This window comes from Myroides odoratus (assembly GCF_965118575.1).
GTDB lineage: Bacteria > Bacteroidota > Bacteroidia > Flavobacteriales > Flavobacteriaceae > Flavobacterium > Flavobacterium odoratum_B.
The window spans coordinates 84255-104600 of record NZ_CBCPHW010000004.1 but is presented as its reverse complement, the minus strand read 5'-3'; the positions used below and the strand labels follow the sequence as shown (position 1 = coordinate 104600).

Annotated in this window: 19 protein-coding genes; 2 read left to right on the top strand and 17 right to left on the bottom strand. The window is 36.5% G+C overall.

Translation table 11 applies throughout. The features are described 5' to 3' along the window. Positions 1 to 88: 88 nt before the first annotated feature. Positions 89 to 679 (top strand): Crp/Fnr family transcriptional regulator, encoded by a 591-nt coding sequence (locus tag ACMHJ2_RS04515; RefSeq protein ID WP_413511769.1) that lies wholly within the window; start codon positions 89 to 91, stop codon positions 677 to 679. A 135-nt stretch (positions 680 to 814) separates the two neighbouring features. On the opposite strand, the gene ACMHJ2_RS04510 is transcribed toward ACMHJ2_RS04515, so the two are convergent. The 8 genes from ACMHJ2_RS04510 to ACMHJ2_RS04475 all read right to left on the bottom strand — a co-directional run bounded on the left by ACMHJ2_RS04510 (position 815) and on the right by ACMHJ2_RS04475 (position 8063). Then, the gene (locus ACMHJ2_RS04510; RefSeq protein WP_413511768.1) at positions 815 to 1597 is read right to left on the bottom strand and encodes an ABC transporter permease; all 783 of its coding nucleotides are present in this window, start codon (positions 1595 to 1597) and stop codon (positions 815 to 817) included. Between the two features lies 1 nt (position 1598). Next, entirely contained in the window at positions 1599 to 2297 is a 699-nt protein-coding gene (locus ACMHJ2_RS04505; RefSeq protein WP_413511767.1) for an ABC transporter ATP-binding protein, read from the bottom strand. Continuing rightward, positions 2281 to 3534: a nitrous oxide reductase family maturation protein NosD gene (nosD, locus tag ACMHJ2_RS04500; protein ID WP_413511766.1), complete on the bottom strand. Its 1254-nt coding sequence runs from the start codon at positions 3532 to 3534 to the stop codon at positions 2281 to 2283. The genes ACMHJ2_RS04505 and nosD overlap by 17 nt, the downstream gene beginning before the upstream one ends. A 28-nt stretch (positions 3535 to 3562) precedes the next feature. Next, positions 3563 to 4000 (bottom strand): nitrous oxide reductase accessory protein NosL, encoded by a 438-nt coding sequence (locus ACMHJ2_RS04495; RefSeq protein ID WP_413511765.1) that lies wholly within the window; start codon positions 3998 to 4000, stop codon positions 3563 to 3565. A 1-nt stretch (position 4001) separates the two neighbouring features. Beyond that, positions 4002 to 4610, bottom strand: coding sequence for a hypothetical protein (locus ACMHJ2_RS04490; protein ID WP_413511764.1), 609 nt, complete (start codon positions 4608 to 4610; stop codon positions 4002 to 4004). A 100-nt stretch (positions 4611 to 4710) separates the two neighbouring features. Further along, positions 4711 to 6669, bottom strand: a complete 1959-nt coding sequence (gene nosZ / locus ACMHJ2_RS04485; protein WP_413511763.1) for a Sec-dependent nitrous-oxide reductase — start codon at positions 6667 to 6669, stop codon at positions 4711 to 4713. A gap of 17 nt (positions 6670 to 6686) precedes the next feature. Next, positions 6687 to 7211 (bottom strand): c-type cytochrome, encoded by a 525-nt coding sequence (locus tag ACMHJ2_RS04480; protein WP_413511762.1) that lies wholly within the window; start codon positions 7209 to 7211, stop codon positions 6687 to 6689. 312 nt (positions 7212 to 7523) lie between these two features. Continuing rightward, positions 7524 to 8063 carry a DUF1697 domain-containing protein gene (locus ACMHJ2_RS04475; protein WP_413511761.1) on the bottom strand — a complete coding sequence of 180 codons (540 nt, stop codon included), beginning with the start codon at positions 8061 to 8063 and terminating at the stop codon, positions 7524 to 7526. A gap of 244 nt (positions 8064 to 8307) precedes the next feature. On the opposite strand from ACMHJ2_RS04475, the gene ACMHJ2_RS04470 reads away from it, so the two are divergent. Next, entirely contained in the window at positions 8308 to 9180 is an 873-nt protein-coding gene (locus tag ACMHJ2_RS04470; protein ID WP_413511905.1) for a DUF6268 family outer membrane beta-barrel protein, read from the top strand. A gap of 162 nt (positions 9181 to 9342) precedes the next feature. Here ACMHJ2_RS04470 and ACMHJ2_RS04465 read toward each other — a convergent pair whose 3' ends face one another. The 9 genes from ACMHJ2_RS04465 to ACMHJ2_RS04425 all read right to left on the bottom strand — a co-directional run bounded on the left by ACMHJ2_RS04465 (position 9343) and on the right by ACMHJ2_RS04425 (position 20339). Then, positions 9343 to 9999: a DUF6266 family protein gene (locus ACMHJ2_RS04465; protein ID WP_413511760.1), complete on the bottom strand. Its 657-nt coding sequence runs from the start codon at positions 9997 to 9999 to the stop codon at positions 9343 to 9345. A gap of 569 nt (positions 10000 to 10568) precedes the next feature. Further along, a complete protein-coding gene (locus ACMHJ2_RS04460; protein WP_413511759.1) occupies positions 10569 to 11309 on the bottom strand; it encodes a LytR/AlgR family response regulator transcription factor in 741 nt (246 codons plus the stop codon). Continuing rightward, a complete protein-coding gene (locus ACMHJ2_RS04455; protein WP_413511758.1) occupies positions 11296 to 12363 on the bottom strand; it encodes a sensor histidine kinase in 1068 nt (355 codons plus the stop codon). The genes ACMHJ2_RS04460 and ACMHJ2_RS04455 overlap by 14 nt, the downstream gene beginning before the upstream one ends. 173 nt (positions 12364 to 12536) lie before the next feature. Further along, a complete protein-coding gene (locus ACMHJ2_RS04450) occupies positions 12537 to 13118 on the bottom strand; it encodes a porin family protein (RefSeq protein ID WP_413511757.1) in 582 nt (193 codons plus the stop codon). Between the two features lie 131 nt (positions 13119 to 13249). Beyond that, positions 13250 to 14770 carry a phosphoethanolamine--lipid A transferase EptA gene (gene eptA, locus ACMHJ2_RS04445; RefSeq protein ID WP_413511756.1) on the bottom strand — a complete coding sequence of 507 codons (1521 nt, stop codon included), beginning with the start codon at positions 14768 to 14770 and terminating at the stop codon, positions 13250 to 13252. Then, complete coding sequence (locus tag ACMHJ2_RS04440) at positions 14757 to 15584, bottom strand: phosphatase PAP2 family protein (protein WP_413511755.1); 828 nt, start codon at positions 15582 to 15584, stop codon at positions 14757 to 14759. The genes eptA and ACMHJ2_RS04440 overlap by 14 nt, the downstream gene beginning before the upstream one ends. Positions 15585 to 15876: 292 nt before the next feature. Beyond that, positions 15877 to 18279: a TonB-dependent receptor domain-containing protein gene (locus ACMHJ2_RS04435; RefSeq protein ID WP_413511754.1), complete on the bottom strand. Its 2403-nt coding sequence runs from the start codon at positions 18277 to 18279 to the stop codon at positions 15877 to 15879. Positions 18280 to 18316: 37 nt separating this feature from the next. Beyond that, on the bottom strand, positions 18317 to 19429 hold the full coding sequence (locus ACMHJ2_RS04430) for a serine hydrolase domain-containing protein (RefSeq protein ID WP_413511753.1): 1113 nt from the start codon (positions 19427 to 19429) through the stop codon (positions 18317 to 18319). 163 nt (positions 19430 to 19592) lie between these two features. Beyond that, positions 19593 to 20339, bottom strand: coding sequence for a LytR/AlgR family response regulator transcription factor (locus ACMHJ2_RS04425; protein ID WP_413511752.1), 747 nt, complete (start codon positions 20337 to 20339; stop codon positions 19593 to 19595). Positions 20340 to 20346 lie beyond the last annotated feature (7 nt).

Here is a 20346-nt window from a genome sequence, read left to right as displayed (position 1 = left end):
AGAATGTAGTCGATTATTCGTTGGATTTTATCCCTATTCCTAAAATAAGTTGTAAATTTAGTTTAGAAAAAAGTAATATGACTTTTCTATGATTGATCCCAAACTCTTGCTGCATTACAATGGATTTATCAAAGAATTTGATAAAAATGAAACCCTTATTTCCCAAGGTGACGAACCTCGTTATTATTATCAGATTATCAGTGGTAAAGTAAAAATGAACAATTACAATGAAGATGGGAAAGAGTTCATTCAGGGCCTATTTGGCGAGGGAGAGAGCTTTGGTGAACCTCCTTTATTTTGTGAAGTAAATTACCCCGCTAATGCGCTTACTTTAGCTCCAAGTCGTATTATCTTGATCCCTAAAAGCGATTTTTTTACTTTATTGGAAAACGAAAAGAAAAGCTGTTTTAAGCTATTAAAAGCTTTATCTACTCGTTTGTATTATAAATCCATTATGGCGCCAGATATTTCATCCAATGATTCTGAGAAGCGAATTTTAACGCTTCTAAACTATCTGAAAGCCCAACAAAATAAGAGCCAAAAAGAGTTTCAAATTGATTTGACTCGACAACAAATTGCAGATATGACCGGACTCCGTGTAGAAACAGTGATTCGCACCATTAAAGAAATAGAAGCAAAACAACAAATCCGAATAGAAAAAGGAAAGTTATTTATCTAGTAGAGAAGGTATTGTGTTTTAGGGCTAATTTAGGATTATCCTAAATGCCCCGTTTTGCTACACTTTAATCGTTAGTTACAAGGCTTTTGATCGCACTATTTGTGCTTAGTGGATGGTGCAAAACGGGAATTTAGATTAAAAGTTTTTCTTCTTTGCTGTCTTATAGATAAGTAGAATAGGGAGTAGGGTCCATAAGGCTAATAGTACAAAGGAAAAGATACTACCTGAACTACTGCCAAAGAATTTTTTAAATACCGCCCCAGTATACCCTAAAAGAGCTGAAATATCCAGTTTGAGTAGAATTAGAATGCGCGATAAATCGATCGGATTGAAAAGGGTACCTATCAATGCGATATTTTCGAGGGGATAGTCGCCAAAAATCATTAGAATACTCAAGAAGATTCCATCGTATATAACGGCTAAAAACAACCAAAGTAAAATGGCAAACCCAAAGCCCTTGATCTTGTTTTCATTTCTCAATCCGATATAATAAGCTAAAGCACTGAATATAAAGGTTAGAAATGTACCAATACCCAACAGTAAAAAAAATTCAAGCTGAATGTCCGATTCAAATAAGCCATAACAAATAAAGGGGATACCCAAACCGAGTAATAAGCTCATGGATAAGGATAAGGCTACCCCTAAGTATTGGCCAATAAAAATAGAAGATCGCTTGATAGGCAAGGCCAATAAGAGCTCTGTAAATTCCTTAGAATCATAATAATACATAATACCAAAAATCGTACTGATTAGAGGAACGAGAACAATAATGATATTCATTAAAGTTAGGATGGCCTTTCCAATATCGTGATTTAAGAATAGCAAGACGAATCCTAAAGCAAGATAAAAGAAGAAGTAGCAATAGCTCCATCTACTTCGCATCAAATCATAAAAGCTATATTTTAGAATTTTAAACATATTAATCGATTAAAAGATTAGCAATTGCACTTTCAAAATTCGTCTGTTGGGTGGTTTCCTTGAGTTGCTCAATGGTTCCTTTGAAGTATATTTTTCCTTCGAGGATAAAGATAATCTCATCGGATATCTCTTCTACAAAACTCATGATGTGTGAGGTTACCAAAATAGTTTTTCCCTTTTGTTTTTCTTTAAAAATTAATTGCTTCAAGGTAATCATCGCTGCGGGATCTAATCCTGTGGTTGGCTCATCGAGAATTAAGATGGGGTTATCAAACAGGAATGTCAGTAGTAAGTTGACTTTTTGTTTAGTTCCTCCAGATAGTTTGTTGAGTTTTTTATGGAGAAATGGCGTCAGTTTGAAAAGCGCAAGTAAATCGCTAGGATCTCTGTGTTTCTCCTTTCGCAAATCTTTAATCATCAGAATTAATTCACTAACCGTTATCGTATTTGGAAAATTGGCAATTTGAGGTAAATAGTCAATATTTTTTCTGTATTCCCATTGGTTTTCAATGTTTTGATTGTTGATTTCAATGGTTCCTTTATCAGGATATACCATGGATAGGATGCATTTATTCAAGGTGGTTTTACCACTTCCATTAGGCCCTAAGATAGCCATTACCCCTTGGTTAATGGTCAAATCAATTCCTTTTAGAACCTCGTTTTCAGCAAACTTCTTATGTAAATTAGTTATCGTAATCATGTTTTATTTGTTTTATAAAGGGTTTGGAATCCACGAGATAATCAGGGGTGAAAATAGGAGATACTTTCTCAGAAAAATCGATTATATCTACAAATAAACTGCGTAAAAAAAGGATAGATTCAGGTGTTTTATTGACAATGTAAGAAAAGAGTTTTATGGGTCTGTACGGAACATCACCTATGCCATCTTTGTCTAAATCATAGCCCGAATAATTACTCCAATAGTTGGAGTCAAAATTATTTTGATTGATTTGCCCGTGATAGAGTAAATCAAAAGCGTTGTTTAAAAAATTATTGTGATTCACTATATTCTGATAATTAGCACCTCTCGAATTAATGGCCCATCCATTGCTGATAAAATCATTGTGGAAGTAGTTGACGCGATTTGAACCTTCAATATTGATAGCTGTTGTATTATTTTTAAAAATATTGTGGGTTATTTCGGTATCATTAACCTCTTTTAAAAGAATACCATACGCTGCTGATCCCCAATTATCGCTGAAAATATTGTATTTCATCGTCATGAATTTCGAAAACATAATAGCCACACCAGCCCCGTTCTTTGTATAGGAGCAATTCGTTACCACATCGTGATTGGAAAACATAAAATGCAACCCATAACGCACATTGTGTTGACTGATATTGTTGTGAATCGTACAATAGTTTGAAAACTCTAAATAAATCCCATCTCTGACTCTTTCCACATAATTGTCTTTGATTTCGATGTTGTTGCAATACCACAATTGAATGCCATTACCTGAATTAAATTCACTTTTTGCTTTGCCATAAATCTTGTTGGATAACACTTTACCCTCTTTCGATTTCTCGAGGTAAATACCAAAAAATAAGTCTTTGATGGTGTTGTTTTCAATGATGAAATGCTTGCTTTCACGAACGCGTATCGCTGCATAATCCTTGATGTAACTCGTTCCTACATGGATAATAGTAAAGTCTTTGATCGTTACATAGTCGGATTGAACAATGAAAATCTCCCCTTTATTTTCCCCATCAACAATAGCCTCCTTGCCTAGTAGCGTTAACGGCTTGTTGATGTGTATATCCGTTTCTTTATAGGTGCCTGCTTCAACTACAATAAGGTCATAGTCATCCGCAAGTTCAATAGCCTTTTTTATGCTGTTAATCGCCGATTTTGGATGAACGGTAATGGTTTTTGCTAGGATACCCCATCCTTGTAAAAGTAAAAGAAGAAAGCATACTATTTGAAGTGGTTTTTTCATAACAAGTAAGGGTGTAAAGAAGGAGCTTTTAGTGGTTACTTAATTTCTGACGCAGGGTAGAGAAAGTATATCGCTCACCCGTATATTCTGTAAGGAGTTTATCCGCTTTTTCTTGGGTTTGGGTGGCAGATAGAAAAGCACCCATCGGACTTGGAATTTGCTTGGAGATTATAAAACTCGCTTGTTCTGCGGGAAGAAGTACGCCTGGATTTAGAAAATCAGCAACGAGAATATGTTGATATGCGGTGAGGGAGGTATCGGTTTGATCCAGGTAATGCACCATGCATTCAATGGCATCAAATTTGTAATTTTTGCCTTTAGTCGTAACCAGTTGAGAAGCGTGTTTCGTATCTACAATCCCCATCTGACAGAAATCACAGGAATCTGTACCATATTCGATGGGTTGAATTTTTACCGTACAAGAGGTAAAGAGCAGAAGAAAGATAAAAGGAGCGAATAGTTTCATGTTAGTTCTTTTTGGATTTAATTCCTACTAGATAAGCAATGAAGGTCAGTAATAGACCTAAAGTCATTAGATAAGCCCCAATATGGGGGTAGGAGTAGGCGTCAAAGTTTAATATTTTTCGATGGCCAAATAACGGAGGTTCATAGGTAAGGGGATTTCCGTTGGCATCTACCATTTTCATGATGGCATGCGGATCTAAATCACTGCCATATTCAATTAACCACAGATTAAAATCATACATACCAGCAACACCAAGGACAACCATGACGATTAACCATGCTAGATAAACCGAAGGCTTTACTTTGTTGAAATAGCCGGCAATGCCCAAGGCAATTCCCAAAAAAGCCATCGTAGCAATGACGATTGGAAAAACGGTAAATTCCCACATTTGATCTGCTTGAGGAATTGTTTTCATTCCAATGTAATGGTTCAAACCATCTATATTTTGAATATCAAATTCTTCTACTCCTTGTATTCCATCAATATAGATATTCATGCCCAGTGGAATAGGGTATTGTGGAGCTCCTAATTCAATATTCCAAAGCGGAAAATAGAATAAGGATAAGAGTAAACTAGCGCCCACTATTATTAGAATAGAGGATTTTTTCATAGGTATACTTTTATAAAGGACAGTTTCTTTAGCAAAAACTGTCCTTTAATGAATTAAAATTTAAAAAGCGAATACGTTGATATAACTAGTAATTTAGCGGTTACTCATCATCTAAAGACCACGAAAGTGGTAAGGTAGAATCTGCGGGAGATACTCTAACATACCCTTGCATTTCTTGATGCAGAGCGGAACAGAAATCCGTACAATAGAAAGGCCATACCCCCACTTGTTTCGGCTCCCAAACAAAGGTTTCCGTTTTTCCAGGTGTAACTAACAATTCGGTTGTATTAGCACCTAACATACTAATTCCGTGAGGAACGTCGAAGTCTTGTTCTAAGTTCGTAACGTGGAAATACACTTTATCCCCCACTTTGATTCCTTCGATATTATCAGGGGTGAAGTGACTGCGGATCATGGTCATGTAAATATGAACTTCTTTTCCATTGCGGGTCACTTTGGTTTCTGCAGGTGATTTGGCTGCATACGGGTGTTTGTTCTCGTTGAGCTTATAAATCTGTCTAGACTTATCTTTGATCTTATCTGCCTTTATGGCCGCCGCATAATGGGGTTCTCCAATGGTTGGAAAATCGAGTAATAACTCCATCTTATCCCCAGAAATATCATACAGTTGCGCCGAGTGATTCATATCTGGTCCAACTGGAAGATATCGATCTTTGGTAATTTTATTCATCGCCACCAAGTATTTGCCATCCGGTTTTCTTGAGTTTCCTCCAGGGATCATTAAGTGTCCAACTGAATAATACGTCGGTTTGCGATCGATAATTTCCCAAGTGCCCAATTTCCATTTAACTACTTCGGATGAAATAAAGAAAGTCGTATACGCATTTCCTTGTCCATCAAACTCGGTATGTAAAGGTCCTAATCCCGGTTGTTCAACTACTCCTGCTAATACATCTTCAAATTTTAAGATAGGTAAACCATAGGCTTCCCCATCAAATTTTTTCTTTTCAATGGCATCTAGCATTTTAGTAAAGGAGTGTACGGTTAAATTAGCCGATAGTTTTCCGTTGCCAATAATATATTCGCCTGAGGGATCCACATCACAGCCGTGAGGCGATTTAGGCGTGGGTAATAAGTACACTAAATCAGGAAACTCACTGGCATCTAAGATTAACACTTCCTCTTTTAAGGTGTGTGTAGCCATGTGTGTATTGGTATCGAATTTATTATGCGCATATTTGACAGGCATCTTTTTTCCTTTACCTGCTTTGATGTATTCTTCTGCTTTTTTCCAGTTCACCGCAGCGATAAAGTCTTTGTCATTTTGGGAAGCATTTACTTCTAGTAAACTATGTGCTTCTTCCGTATTATACGTGGTAAAGAAAAACCAACCATGGGATTTGCCTCGTCCAGGGTGAGATAAATCATAGTTGAATCCCGGCATCTGAATTTGGAAGGCTAAATCCATCTCTCCGGATTTGTCATCCACCTTAATGAAAGAAAGGGTTCCTTTGAAATTGCCCTTGTATTCTTTAATTGGAATATCCCGTTGGGGAATAGGCACAGAAAAACGCGTTCCTGCTACTACATATTCCGTATTTTCAGTTACAAAAGAAGAACTGTGGTTTCCGGCACTATTTGGGATTTCTATGATTTCAGCGGTACTAAAATCTTCTAAATCAATTCGAGCAATACGCGGGGTATTATTTCCATTGATGAAAATCCAACGACCATCTAATTCTCCATTGGTCTGTGAAATATCAGGGTGATGCGAATCATCCCAAGGAATAAAACCATAAGAGGTCATTAACATTGGTTTTGTTTCTTCACTGTATCCATATCCTTTTTCAGGATCTTGAGAGAAGACAGGAATTACTTTTAGAAGCCTTCCCGATGGTAAACCATAAACGGATAATTGACCACTAAATCCCCCTGAGAAAAAGCCGTAATACTCATCATATTCTCCAGGAGCAACATATACTTTTTCGGCAGCATTCGACGAGAGTGCACCTTTGTTGCTTTGTTTTGCTTTGCCACAACTCAGCATGGCAAAACCAGCCAGGCAACTGACTAAACTAAGCTTGATATACTTTTTCATACGATGTGTTTTAAAGGTTATAAGGTTCTGAAATATTCTAATACAGCGCGAGCTTCTTCTTCCGTTAGATTTTGATTGGCCATAGGAGCACCGTTGAATTCTTTGATAAGTTCTTGGGCTAGGGGATCATTTTCAATCATGTTTTCTGGATTTAGAATCATATTCATCACCCATTCAGGTGTACGGCGTTCTAAGATTCCTTTTGGAGCTGGCCCGATAAAGCGCTTGTCCGTTTTATGGCAAGCCGTGCACATGGTTTTAAATACTTCTTGTCCTTTTGCAGCCATCGCTTGATCAATAGTTCCAAGGACTACAGTTTTGATTGGTCCTTTTCCTTTATTGATGAGGTCAATGCGTTCTGATGGGGGGGCATCAGCAGTTGAACCTGTCGCAGAATTAGCTGTTGACGCTGCAGAAGTTTCTATTTTTCTTTCATTTGTTATTACACTTTCTTCTGAAGTAGGTTTAGCTGATTTATCCCCACAGGATAGGAGGGTTAAACAGCCTGCAAGGAGCATAAATGATAGTGATTTTGATTTCATCTTGATTTTATTTAGGTGTTATTTTATCCCAAAGTTACCGCTAGAGAAAGGTTTATTTTATGATTTAAATCACAAAACTAGATATAAAGGACAAAAACATCTTTTATCCAGTAGTACATCTTCTAAAAGAATTAAAATGACAAAGAAGCATAGCGTAAGTACTCACTTAAAGGAGGGTTTTAGGATGAAAAACGCAAAAAGCGCTTGAAGATAACTAGAGAGTAACTTAAAGTTTCTTGTAGATTAATCTATAAAAAAGGAAGAGTAAGTTGGGGTTGTTTTTGTTTCTGTGTAAAGGGAAAATAGAGGGGATTAGCGCATTTCTACCAGCTCAATTAATTTGAGGCAGGTTTTATAGTTTCGGGTGGTAGCGGAAACTTTAAGTTGGTTTTCAAGAAAAGTATTGGAAAGTTTAGTTTTTCCATAGCCTAAAGCAGCCACTAAGTATAGGGCTGAATCGGAATAGTGCAGCAGTTCTTCCGCCGCTTTTTTTGCTTGGATGGCTTCGAGGTTGGGAGAATGAGGTATAGCCTCAAAAAAAGTAAGATACAGTTGTTCCTGTTCTTCCGTTTTTGCAAACGGATTTTGATGGAGTATGGTTTTAAACGAGTCTACTGTAAAAGTTAGAATAGGAATAGTTAAACCCAGTTCCAGAAAAATAGCTTGGTGTATTTGCTGAGAGAGCAAAGTCGGGTCTAGTTCCTCCGATTGAAAAATAAGATTGCCACTTTGAATATAAGTTTGCACGTTGACTAGGTTTAAATCAGTGGCCAATTGTTTTAAAACAGCCATTTTAAGGCTATTTTTACCACTTACATTTATTCCTCTAAGCAAAGCAATATAGTTTTTCATAGGATGTGTATTGAAGTAGGCCTTACTGCAACTTAAAGTAAGAAGTAACCCCAGCGAAGATAGCGATTTGTGGGTTATTTCGGAGAGAATTCGACTTGTTTTACTGTTTTTAGCATGCTGAGTGTGTCATTCATCAATGGAAATGGTCCAATGGTCAAATTGATTCGTTAGAACGGGTGATTTGCACTTGATTTGCATCAAAATTAAAGAAATGAAAGTACGTGTATTTTTAGTTTGTTGTTCGATGTTATGGGGTACACTCACCCTTTGGTCTCAAGAAAAGTTTCAAAGTGAGTTTAAAGTTGATTATGTTCCTTTTTCAAATTATGTCAGACCAATTGACAGTGTAAAAACGCCTGCAAAAACGGATTTTAGAAGGGTAGAGGCAACGATTGAAATCCCTTTATCTGTTACTACAGACAAGAGAAATAAACCTCGTATATGGTCTATTATTGCCCAAGGTGCTTATGCCAAAATGCAACATAAATTATATGAGGAAGATTTGTTTCCAACCGAATTGTTAAATGCACAGATAGGAATCAAGCATTTTCGCTCTATTAGCGATTCATGGTCTCTTTTATTTATGGGGACAGTTGGGATATATACCGATATGGAATTGATTAATAAAGAGGCAATTTTAGCGCAAGGAGGGGTGTTTTTTATCAAGCATTTTAACAAAAAAGTGTCTTTGGGGGTTGGCCCAGTACTGACGAATAGTTTTGGTGTGCCTATGGTCTTACCTGGTATTTACTTCAATTGGGAAACCTATGGCGATTTTTATGTTCGAGTGGCTTTCCCACAAGGGGCAGAACTCGGCTATAAGTTAAATGAAAAAGTAGATCTAAAACTTGCGGCAGATATGCAAGGGATGACCGCCGTAATTAAAAAGGATGATAAAAATATGTTGTTGGGATTTCAACAAATTGTCGCCGGATTTAGACCTGAATTTAAATTCAATGACAACCTTACGCTGTCTTTGACCGCAGGAAGTTCGTTGGTGCGTTCTTTTTCGTATAATGAACGCAAGATTAAAAATATATTTAAAGAAAAAAAAGAAGCAGATCCTCGATTTACGAGTACTTTTTATGGTGCCGTAAAGATTAAATGGAGCTTGTAAGTATCGCCTTTAAGCTAGCATAAATCTAGTAAAAACCAAAGGGATTATTACTCAAAAGTGAAAGTACATCGTTTTATCTTTTGAGTAATAATCCTTTTTTTTTCTCGTTTAATAGAGTTTAAAAGGGGACTATTTTACCACGTATCCGCTTACTTCTTCGGGTTACATTGCTGCTAAATCGAGTGGTGCATGATATAAACTCGTACTGTGCATCGTTTTATCTGCGGTTGACCACACACTCCAAAAGTGAATTTTTCCATACTCCCAGTGTTGGGGAATAACAAGGGTACTGTATTTATCTTCTCTTTTTCCAATTGTTTCACTTTGCTCGAATTGGTTGAGGTTTTCGTTATACATTAACACAGTTAAGGTATCGTCAGAAGAGTTGAGTCCACTAAAAATAAGAGGGTCCCATTGAATTTTTATTTTTCTGTTTTTTAGAAAGGCGATTTTTTTAATCGCTGCTGGGGGTAAAGATCCCATCGACACTACCACCTTTTCTATTTGGATATATAGTAAATCATTGCCCCATACCCCCCCTTCTTTCATTAAGGTAGAGCGAATTTGATCATATCCTACTTTACTAGAACCGTTGATTATTTGGTTGGGATAATGCGCATTGATAAAAGTGCGGATGTCTTTTAAGAATTGTACCACCAAAATCAGTTTGTTGCGTTGTTGAATTTGTTTGGGCGATGCCTGCTTTGTACTTTTTTTGGGTGCTGCTCGTAGGATATTCTTACCTCTGTATTGTAGCCCTACTACAGGGCCTACCTTTCCAGTAATAGGACCTAAAAGCCCTTTTTTAATTTCTGCCATAGTATCTCGTATTTAAATGATTGGAAGTAATTCACTAAAATACAAAACGAAAAATGTTCAATAAGTAAAGTGGGGCGTGTATAGGTGTAAAAGGGTGTAAAAGGGAGTAAAAGGGGGTGAATGGGAGTGAATGGGGAGTAGGGAGTAGGGAGTAGATAGTAGGGAGCGGTTTGAACCCATAACCCATAACCCTTAACCCATAACCCATCACTTTCACCATTATCCACCAACATTACGTCAACATTCCTTCAGTAAAAGGATGTTTAACAAACGTATTTTGGGGCTAATGTTGAAGAATTGTTGAACAAAACGACGTGAAGTCTTGGATTTATGGGGTTTAAATAAATTTTAATGTATACAATTTAAAAAAGTTTCGATGTTTAAAGTGTTTTAAATCAGGGTATTGTTTTATTGTATGTTATAAAAAAAGAATGTGCTTTTTTGGGTTTGAATCTATTTTTAAATGCGCTTTAACTTGATACAAAAAAAATTGTTTAAGGGAGAAGAGAAGATAGCGTGTAGGAAGGGAAAGACTTCCTAAAGACAGGTATAGACTAAATGATAGTTCTTTATTTATTTAATAAATTTTTGTAAATAATAGTATTGAGTAAGGCTTCTTTGCGCAAGCGAGCTAGGGGTAATTGAGTGTTGTTAATTACTATTTTATTACTTGATATGGAAGAAATATGGTTGACATTAATCAAGTAGGATTTGTGGATTCGAAAGAAGTGTTCTTTGGATAGTAATTCTTCGAGTGCAACCATGGTTTGATGAATGACATAACTCTTTTGATCTAGGTGAATTCTCACATAGTTTTGCATGGCTTCAATGTATAAGATATTCGTCCACTGAATTTTGACAAAACTATCGTCTTGTTTAATATACATGGAACAATCAGACACACCAATTTCTTCTTTGGGTTGGTTTTTGAGTAGATAGAGCTCTTTGGCTTTGAGAGTAGCTTGGTAAAAGCGCTTAAACGCAATGGGTTTAAGTAGATAATCAACAATTTGCAAGCGATACCCCTCTAAAGCGTGTTCAGAATAAGCGGTTGTAAAAATAACCATCGGAGGGTTACTGATTGATTCTAAGAAATCAATACCTGATAAATAAGGCATATTGATATCTAAGAAGAGCAGATCATAGCTGTCTTTACTGAGTAGTTCTTGTGCTTCTAAGGCAGATGCACAGGAAGCGGTGGCTACTAGAAAGTCAATTTTAGCGATATAATCGACAATCGCTCTTCTTGCTAGAGGCTCATCGTCTATCACTAAACATTTTAGCTGAATTGGATGTTTATCTGCTGCCATGGGTATTTGTTAATGTTATTTCAAGCAATACCGTGAATTTACCATCTATTTGCTCAATGTGCAAGGTATGGGTATCGGGATATTGTATTTTTAATCGTTCCGTTACATTGAGAATACCAATTCCTCCTTGTTGTTGCTTTTTTTTGTATTTATCACTGTAGGAATTTTCAATGTATAACCGCAGTGTATTGTGTTTTTCAACACATTGTATCGAAACATAACCTTGATGATGAGGTAATCGAGATACGTGTTTAAAGGCATTTTCAATTAAAGGAACCAGTAATAGAGGAGCAATCTGAAGTTGTTTGTTTTCAATTTCCCAGGTGCATTGTACCGTTAATTCCTCTTGCCAGCGTATCTGTTCTATCGCGACTAAATCTTGTAGGTATTGCACTTCTTGTTGTAAGAATACGGTGTTTTGATTACACTCATACAGCTGATAGCGCAAGATATCAGAAAATTTCAATAATACCGTTGAGGCGAGTTCCACATTGTTTTGCATGAGGATGTGGATGTGATTGAGAATATTAAACATCAAATGCGGGTTGATTTGATCTTGTAATAATTTGATCTGTGCTTCTAAATGTTCTTGTTTTAAACGAGCATTTACTTGTTCAATCTTATGGTGTTCTTCGTAAAAGCGAATCCCACAGGTAGTAGTAACAATGGCCATCGCAGAAGGAAGAGAACTAAATAGCTTATGGATGTAAAATTCTCTCCAGGTAGTAGCGTGAACTTCAACTAGGGCTTTAGTATCATTGATTAAATACGGAAATAACATAAAAAAGAAGGATACTAAAGCATTGAGAAAAAGAATACCCAAAAAGAAAAACAAGAAAAAGCGCTTCATTTTCCCCTCTTTTAAAGCCTTAGGTAGCTCAATATCACTTAAATAATGAGCAATTGTAATAAAGCACAGCATGACCACTAAGGCCTGGGTAAGCCAATAAAGGGGGTGATTATCTCGGTGGATATAAGGCCATACCGAAAAGGCAAGTATGGACCAAAAAATAATAAAAAAGAAGCGTTTGTGTTTGAGTATATTGGTCTTCATAGCCGGTGTATTGATCTTACAAAGGTAAATAAAGCATAATCATTTGACATATAGTAGTTGTATTTGATAAGGGGTAGGTATTATTTGATGAATGGATTATTTGTACAGCAAGCAAATTGAAACAAAAAAAAGCATAGAAGATTTTATTCTTCTATGCTAAACGTTATTGGGTATTATAAAAACAGATAACTAAGTCCTACTTGTACGTTGTTTGACTTTGATTTGAAATCTTTAGAAAGGTTGTTTAAACTGCGGGAGTAAGTTAATTCAACCGCAAATTTGCCCAAAGTTACACCGGCGCCAATTTTTGCTTTGATGTTGTTTTTATTGAAGTCACTTTGTACAGCCCTTGCGTTTTCATTCCAACTTAATTGGTCATCAATAATTTGTGAATAAATTCCCCCTGCTAATACATGAACTTGGATTGCGTCAAAGGATATAAGAGTATAACCAAGAGAAATGGGAAGGTCTATACTTTTCCATTTTACTTGATGAACTACCCCGTTATCTACCTCCGATTTGGATTCACTATATAAGAGTTCTGTTTGAATAAAAAGACGGTCGAAGTTGTATTTTGTAGTGATTCCTGCTGAAAAACCGAAAGACGTTGATTTACTCAAATTGGCTAAGTTTCCTGCAATATTGGCATGATTAGAAGTTACTTTTACTCCTAGTTGAAATGGATTTTGGGCTTGCATATCTCCGCTAAACAGAGCAAGAGTACATACACCTAAACAAACGATAGTTGCTTTCATATTAAAATTTTAAATTAATGAAGCAAATAACTCGCAGTTTTGTAAATGAATCAATTTTCTTTGACCAAGGGATAGTATTTCATGATTACTAGCATCCAGCAGTAGAATCGCAATGATCTGGTTTACGCCCATTATTCATAAATATTCATCTCTTCATCATAAATAGGACTTTCGATGGCTAAAAAATTTAAAACACTGTGAAAGACGTGATGTTGAGATAGTACTTTATTGGGTTTTAGCCGTCTGCTATTTTCTGATATCCATACAATAAAGGGGATTTCGTATTGTTCTTTAGGTGCAATTTGCAGGGGTAAACCATGCATATATACCCCATGTTCACCTAGGGATTCGCCATGATCCGAAACAAAGAGAAGGGTACTTTTAAAGTTCGGTACTTCTTTTAACTCTTCAATAACACGATGCAGGATATAATCAGTATAGACAATTGTATTATCATAGGCATTGATCAATTCTTCTGAGGTACATTGCGCTAATTCTACACTCGTACACACGGGACTAAAATGCTCAAATTGTGGTGGATATTTCGTATGGTAGGTTGGCCCGTGACTTGTACTCATATGCAGAACAAGGAAGATTTTATTTTTGGTACTAACCAATATTTCATCTTTGATTCCTGTTAGTAAAACCTCGTCATAGTTGCAATCGCCGCTTGTGCAGTTTTGCCTTAGTATTTCTTTACTTTGGTAGTTTTGGATATGGACAGGAGGTTCCCCCCAATTCGTGGTTTTCCAAATAACATCTACCTGATTGCGATACAGGTAATTAGGTAAGATCTCATATAAATTATTAGATTCTTTATGTTCGAGTATACTTTTTACACCTGCTGTGGTATAGGTTGCGGTTGAGTTTGCATCGAAGTGAAATACATTGGCTGTTTGGGAAAGAAAGGGATTGGTGTTTTTTTTATACCCGTATAGGGAGAAGTTTTGTCTTCGTGCGGATTCACCGATAACTAATACAACGATTGTTTTTTCTTGGTCTTTGATCGCAGCATCAGGTAATGCAATTTCTTTCTTGTTTTTTCGAGCTTGATGCGTATAGAAAAGAGCCGTGTTTACGGTATAAGACCAAGGCATAGCTAGTCCTCCCAATTGCTTGGAATTATCATCTAGCCAAAGTACATGACGTGCATTGCTAACTACAAGAACAAGTATCACTCCCAAAGCGAGGCTACTTTTACCGATAAATGTTTTCAATGCTTCTTTTTGTAATTTGGTTTTTAAAAGGACTATACTCGGCAGTAGTCCCAAAAAAAGAAGGTATAACACCAACTTAAAGGAAAAAAAACTACTTGATTCCTCGTACTTGGTATTCAATATATTGCCAATCATACTTTCATCGATAATGACTTGGTAGGTATGGATAAAATAAACAGAAAGAGCATTGAGCATAAAAAATAAAAACAACAGAAATTTCCCCAAAGGACGGGAAATCGACAGCAAGAGATAAAAGGTAAAAAAATTAGCTAATATCATGATTAGTAGTAAACTAAATACTAAAAATAAGCGACTAAAATCAGAAGAGTTCGTGTTTTTAAATACGAAAGTAAAAAAGGGGATATGATATAAAAATACGCTTATAACACTGATCAAAAGAGCGACATAACTTGTTTTACGATTATTTTTGAACATAAACCTTTGTGATTTTATAAAGTGAGAGAAATAAACTTAGTAGGGCACAATAATATATGAATAGATTTTCATTTATTATTTTAACAATCAGAAGAATACTGCAGTTTATAAATAAAATAATGAATATGGGGTAATATTTTTTATTGTAAATCCAAGGCCATAAAGGGTAGTGCCGACTAATAAACGTACCAAGAAGTCCCGAAATATACCCCAATAAGCAACCAACCACTACATCTAAGGGATAATGTGCACCAACGGCCACTCGAGTAAAAGCGAATAACAGTCCCAAGGTAACTACAGCAAAGAAATAGGGAATTTTATAGTTTTTGTTTTGAGGCATAAAGGCAAACATCAAAATAGTAAGTACCGTAAAAACGGTTATGGAATGTCCCGAAGGAAAGCTAGTTGAGCCCGTTAATTTTTCGCCGATGATAGTAAACGTTGTATAATCAAAAGCTTTTGCTGGTCTTGGTATGGAGAAGAACGCTTTGATGGATACAGCAAATAAAAAAGAAATAAGTGAACCCGTAAGCAGGGCTTCCCATATTTTCGGTGCATAAAGGATTAAGAGGGTAAGTAGGGATAAGCAAATAAGCGCATCACCAAATTGAGTGAGGTTAAATAGAATTTCGGGGTATTGTTTTAAATAGAAGTTGATAAAAAAGAAGCTGTCTTTTTGGATCTGAATATAGCCCTGTACAGAGAGGCAATCTAGGCTATATAAGATAATTGCAATTTTGAGTAAAAGTACAATCGGCCATACAAAAAGCAAAAAATTGAGTTTCGAATAATTGGAGAGAATGTTTTTGTTCATAGGAGTAGCTTAACGAGTGCGTGCAAGTTTGATAGGTAAATGTGTTTTGTTTTTACTTGTCGAATTAGCGGTGCAAAGTAGTTGGCTTGTACGCTTTTATAAAAAAAAGAGGATGAATCGAAGAGCAGGCGTGATATACTATTTTGGTCAGGGTGGGGTAGTCGCATACGGTTATAAAAAAAGAGGAACCTTTTGGGTTCCCCTTGGATCAAATACGCATAAGCTGTAGCTGGTACACTAAGAAATGAACTACCGCTTTGTTTTCTTTGATCCGTTTAAACATAGTTAATCGTTATTTGATAACCTTTATAGTAGGATGCACTTTATTTTGCAGTGGGTCATCCTCATGTATCGTTGTTTTTTTGTTTTTTCCTCCAAAATTGTAGGTAATACCCAATTTGAAGACTCTCATATCATTTTTAGCCGTAAAATTTGTTTGTTGATTCGGTTGTTCAAGGATTGTGGTTCTTAGACCTCCTGTTTTAAACACATCACTAACTGCAAACGTTGCAGTGAATTTATCTTCGAAGAATTTTCTGCTTATTCCCAAACTTACTTCTCCCAATGAACGATACTTAAAGTTAGAGTCGATTCCTCCATTTTGGTACCAAGCGGTTAATTCTAAACTGAAATCCTGCGGTAATTTAAAGTTGTTGTAGGTAAAGACTCCGATACTATTTTTGTTTTTTTTGATTCGGTTATTGTCAAATTTTGTATTGTAAAAATAAACACCGTGGTAATTTTCCCACCAATTAAATCCAGGAATTGGCATAGCAAGAGATGCCTGCCATTCGCTTCTACTTTTGCCATTGATACTTGTAAAATAGGATTTGTTTATTCCTTCGTTGAAATAGCTGTATAACATTGGATCTTTGATTCGGCTATACCCTAATGTCAAGTCAATAAAACCCAAAAACTGCTGTGAAACCTCTATATTAGTAGAAAATTCAGGTTGCAAATTGGGATTCCCCATGGTGCGGGTTGTGCTATTCAAATAACGTACTGCGGGATTGAGTTTATCAAATTCTGGACGATCTATTCTTTTCGCATACGAGGCCATTAAGGCATAGTTCTCATTAGGAGTATAGGTTATTTGTACCGTAGGAAATAAAGAGAAATAATCCTGTTTTACTAATTTTTTATGCCCCAAAGTATCTCCTTTTATATGCGTGTATTCTCCTCGTAGACCTGCTGTAAGAGCCCATTTGTCATAGCTTATGTCCAAAGATCCATAGAAGGCATGTACGCCTGTTTGATATTCAAATTGACTTTGATTTACGCTAGTTGAAGCGAATGTTTGTATGCGCTCATTGGTTTGTAGACTCGCATACTGACTCTTCACACCAAATTCAATCTTGGCCGTTGTCTGATCTTCTTCCCACAGTGTTTTTTGATAATCGGATTTAAAGTTAAATTCCTTTCGATCTGCGGGGTATACATTGTGTTGTTTGGTTAACCAAGCCTGAGGATCAAGTACAGGAATGCTATGGCCTACAAGCCAGTCACTTGCTTCTGATTTGACGTATTGCATGCCTATGGATGTGGTCCAGCTTTCTTTTTCTGCTAGTTTTAGGGTGTACTGTAAATCTGCCTTAAAGGTTGTCAATTTGCTTTTGCTATCCTTTTTCTGTAGGGATTGCCAAGGAGCGACTTGAAGAGATCCTTCCGTTGTTGTAGTATAGATTGTACTTGGTGTATCGTTGTAATCCAATGAAGTAGCCAGGCGCAAAACATTGCCTTTTTCAAAGGTTCTGGCGATATCGAATTTAACCAAATGCGATCGACTAGTTAAAAAAGCGCGTTCCACTTGATCTAACCAGGCTTTGTCTGGGGAGGTTAATTCTCTTTTTTCATAGTTTTCTTTCAATCGATCAGGTGTGTAGTTATACGAATAGAGGAAATTGTAGTTCCAATGGTCATTGCCATAGCCCAGATTTAGTGCGTGATCGGTACTTATTTGATGACTCATACCCAAGGTAGAGTTAACGGTTCCATAAAAACCTTGAACCAATTTCTTTTTAGAGATGATATTAATTACGCCGCCGGTACCCGATGCATCTATATTCGCTGGGGGAAGGTTCATAATTTCAATGGATTGCAAGGTAGAGCCAGGCGTTCCTTTGAGGATGGTTTTTAATTGTTCAGCAGATAATTGAGTGGGTTGACCATCCATTAAAACCGTAACTCCTGATTTTCCTTTAATTTTTACTTCTCCCTTTTGACTAATCGTTACGCCGGGTAATGTTTTTAATACCTCATAGGCAGTTTGAGTTTGGGCTAAATTGCTTTGTTCAATGTTTAAGGTGGCCTTTCCAGGCGTAACTTTTAGTGCTTTTCTATGGCTTATAATCTGTACTTCATCTAAGACATTCTCATCGAGGTCCATGCGTAAAGTTAGGGGACTGTTTGGATTAGAAACCGCAATAATTAGTTCTGTATTTTTATATCCAATAAAACTTGCTGTAAGTTTATAGCTTCCTGTATTTGTAAGGGTGTTGAAACTGAAGTTACCCGCTTCGTCACTCATCGCAACAAATTCTTCTTTTGGAGTTGTTGTGGCTTGTAAAACTAAGGTTGCCCATCCAATAGGAGCATTTTGTTGATCTTTAATTGTGCCTTTTAGTTCTATTTGGGCGCAAAGTGGGATACTCATCATACTTAGGAGTAGGAGTAGTATGGTATGGATTGATTTCATTTTTTTGTTTGAATAGAGAAAAAATAGGGTGTTGTACTTACTTTACTAAGGCTTGAGCCATAGCCTGACTAATTTCGACTGCATCTATATTCGCACTATTGCTGAGTACGGCTATCGTTACTTTTTTACTGGGAATGCGAATAAAATTACAGTTATAACTCATCCATCCCCCTGAGTGTTCGAGGACATCCAAGCCATTTATTTGGTTTACCGCAATACCATAGGCATAGGGTGAATAATGAAGAATTTCTTTTCCCTTGGGGGTATGGGAAGGAAAAGCAGTTGCAAATTTTTGAACTAAAGCCAATCCACCCACTTTTCCTGTATGCATATTCTCCCCCCATAGCATTAAATCGCCAACAGTACTGTGTACTTGACCATCTCCAGTATGGGTCCAGAATACTTCATCTGGTTGATCCATTTCATTATAGGATAAGACGTAAGCCGTTTCAATAGGGTATTGATCTGCAATAAAGGTATGAGACATACCAAGTGGATCAAAGATATATTGCTTACTAAAAGTTTTGAGGGGCATTCCACTTATTTTTTCAATAATTTGAGCCAATAGGAAATACCCAGTATTGCTATAGTCTTGTTGGGTACCCACTTCAAAATTAGTTTGCGTTACTTCACTTAAATGCTGTAAACTCTCCTCGCGGCTCAAAGGATATTGACCATCGATTCCCTTTTGATTGGCGAGTTCCATATAATCGGCTAATCCACTAGAATGACTAAGTAGATGAGCGATTGTAATAGGCTTTACATATTCCCCTAATTCTGGCATGTATTTATAAAGAGAATCATCAATAGATAATTTACCTTGTTGTTCTAGTAAGAGTATTGCAAAGGCTGTAAACTGTTTGGATACAGAGGCTATATTGAAAACATCTTCAACCCCTAGTTTTCGAACGGGATCTACTGAGGCTAAACCAACTGCACCTTCATAGTGAATGCCATTTTCAAAGTGAACCCTATACGCAAAGCCTGGTTTATTAGCTTGTCCATATTTTTGTACGATTTGTTCTATTTTAGCAGCCATAGTTTTCTCTTTTTTAGCAGGTGCATCGGATTTATCTGAGCAGCTATTTAGGGAGATTATTCCCAAAAAAAAGACGCTTAAAAGAGGAAGGAGTATTCGTTTCTTTTTCATATTTCAGTTAGTTTAAAATCAAATGAGCTATTTTTTTATAGCGCAAAGGTCTACTACTGCTAGAGTAAGAACAAAAAAAAAGGATGAAACGGTCTTTGTTAATGACCAAATAGGGTAGTCATGCTTTGTATTAGCCTAAAATTAGTCTTTTTGAAAATCGGGTCTATTTAAAAGCGTCGAGGAGCTCTCGTTTATACGTAGAACCTATGGGTAGGATGATCCCCGATTCTAATTCTACTTGCCCCCCAGAAATCTTTTTAATTTGACTTAAAGCGATGATGTGGGATTTATGGATGCGCAAAAATAGCTTTCGGTCTAGTTTTTTTTCAATTTCGCTCGTTGTAATAGCACTTAAATAGGTTTTGTCTGCGGTAAAAACTTTGATGTAATTCCCCCAACTTTGAATATGTGTAATCTCGCTGTATTGAAATTTCACAACATCTCCATCTACGCGAAGTACAATAGAAGAAGGTTCTTCTATCTGGGCGACGGGGGCTATGGGAAGTATGGAGTCCGTGTGTGGCGTTTTAGCAGTAGTTTCAATAGGTGTAAATCGAGAAAAAACATGATCTATAGCTACCATAAAACGCGCTAAATCAAAAGGTTTTACCAAATAATCCACCACGCGATATTCATAGCTTTCGAGGGCATATTCTTTGTAGGCGGTTGTTAGAATCACAAGCGGAGGATTCTTTAAAGCTTTGAGCATTTGTAGACCTGTAATTCCAGGCATATTGATATCTAAGAAAATTAAATCTACGGGCGTATGGTACATATAGTCCATGGCTTCAATAGGATTGTAAAACGACTTTTGTAGGTCGAGTTGTTTTAATTCGTGGATGTAATGACGAAGTACTAAATGTGCTCCCTCTTCGTCATCTATAATAATGCATTTGAGAATTTTACGCATAAACGGC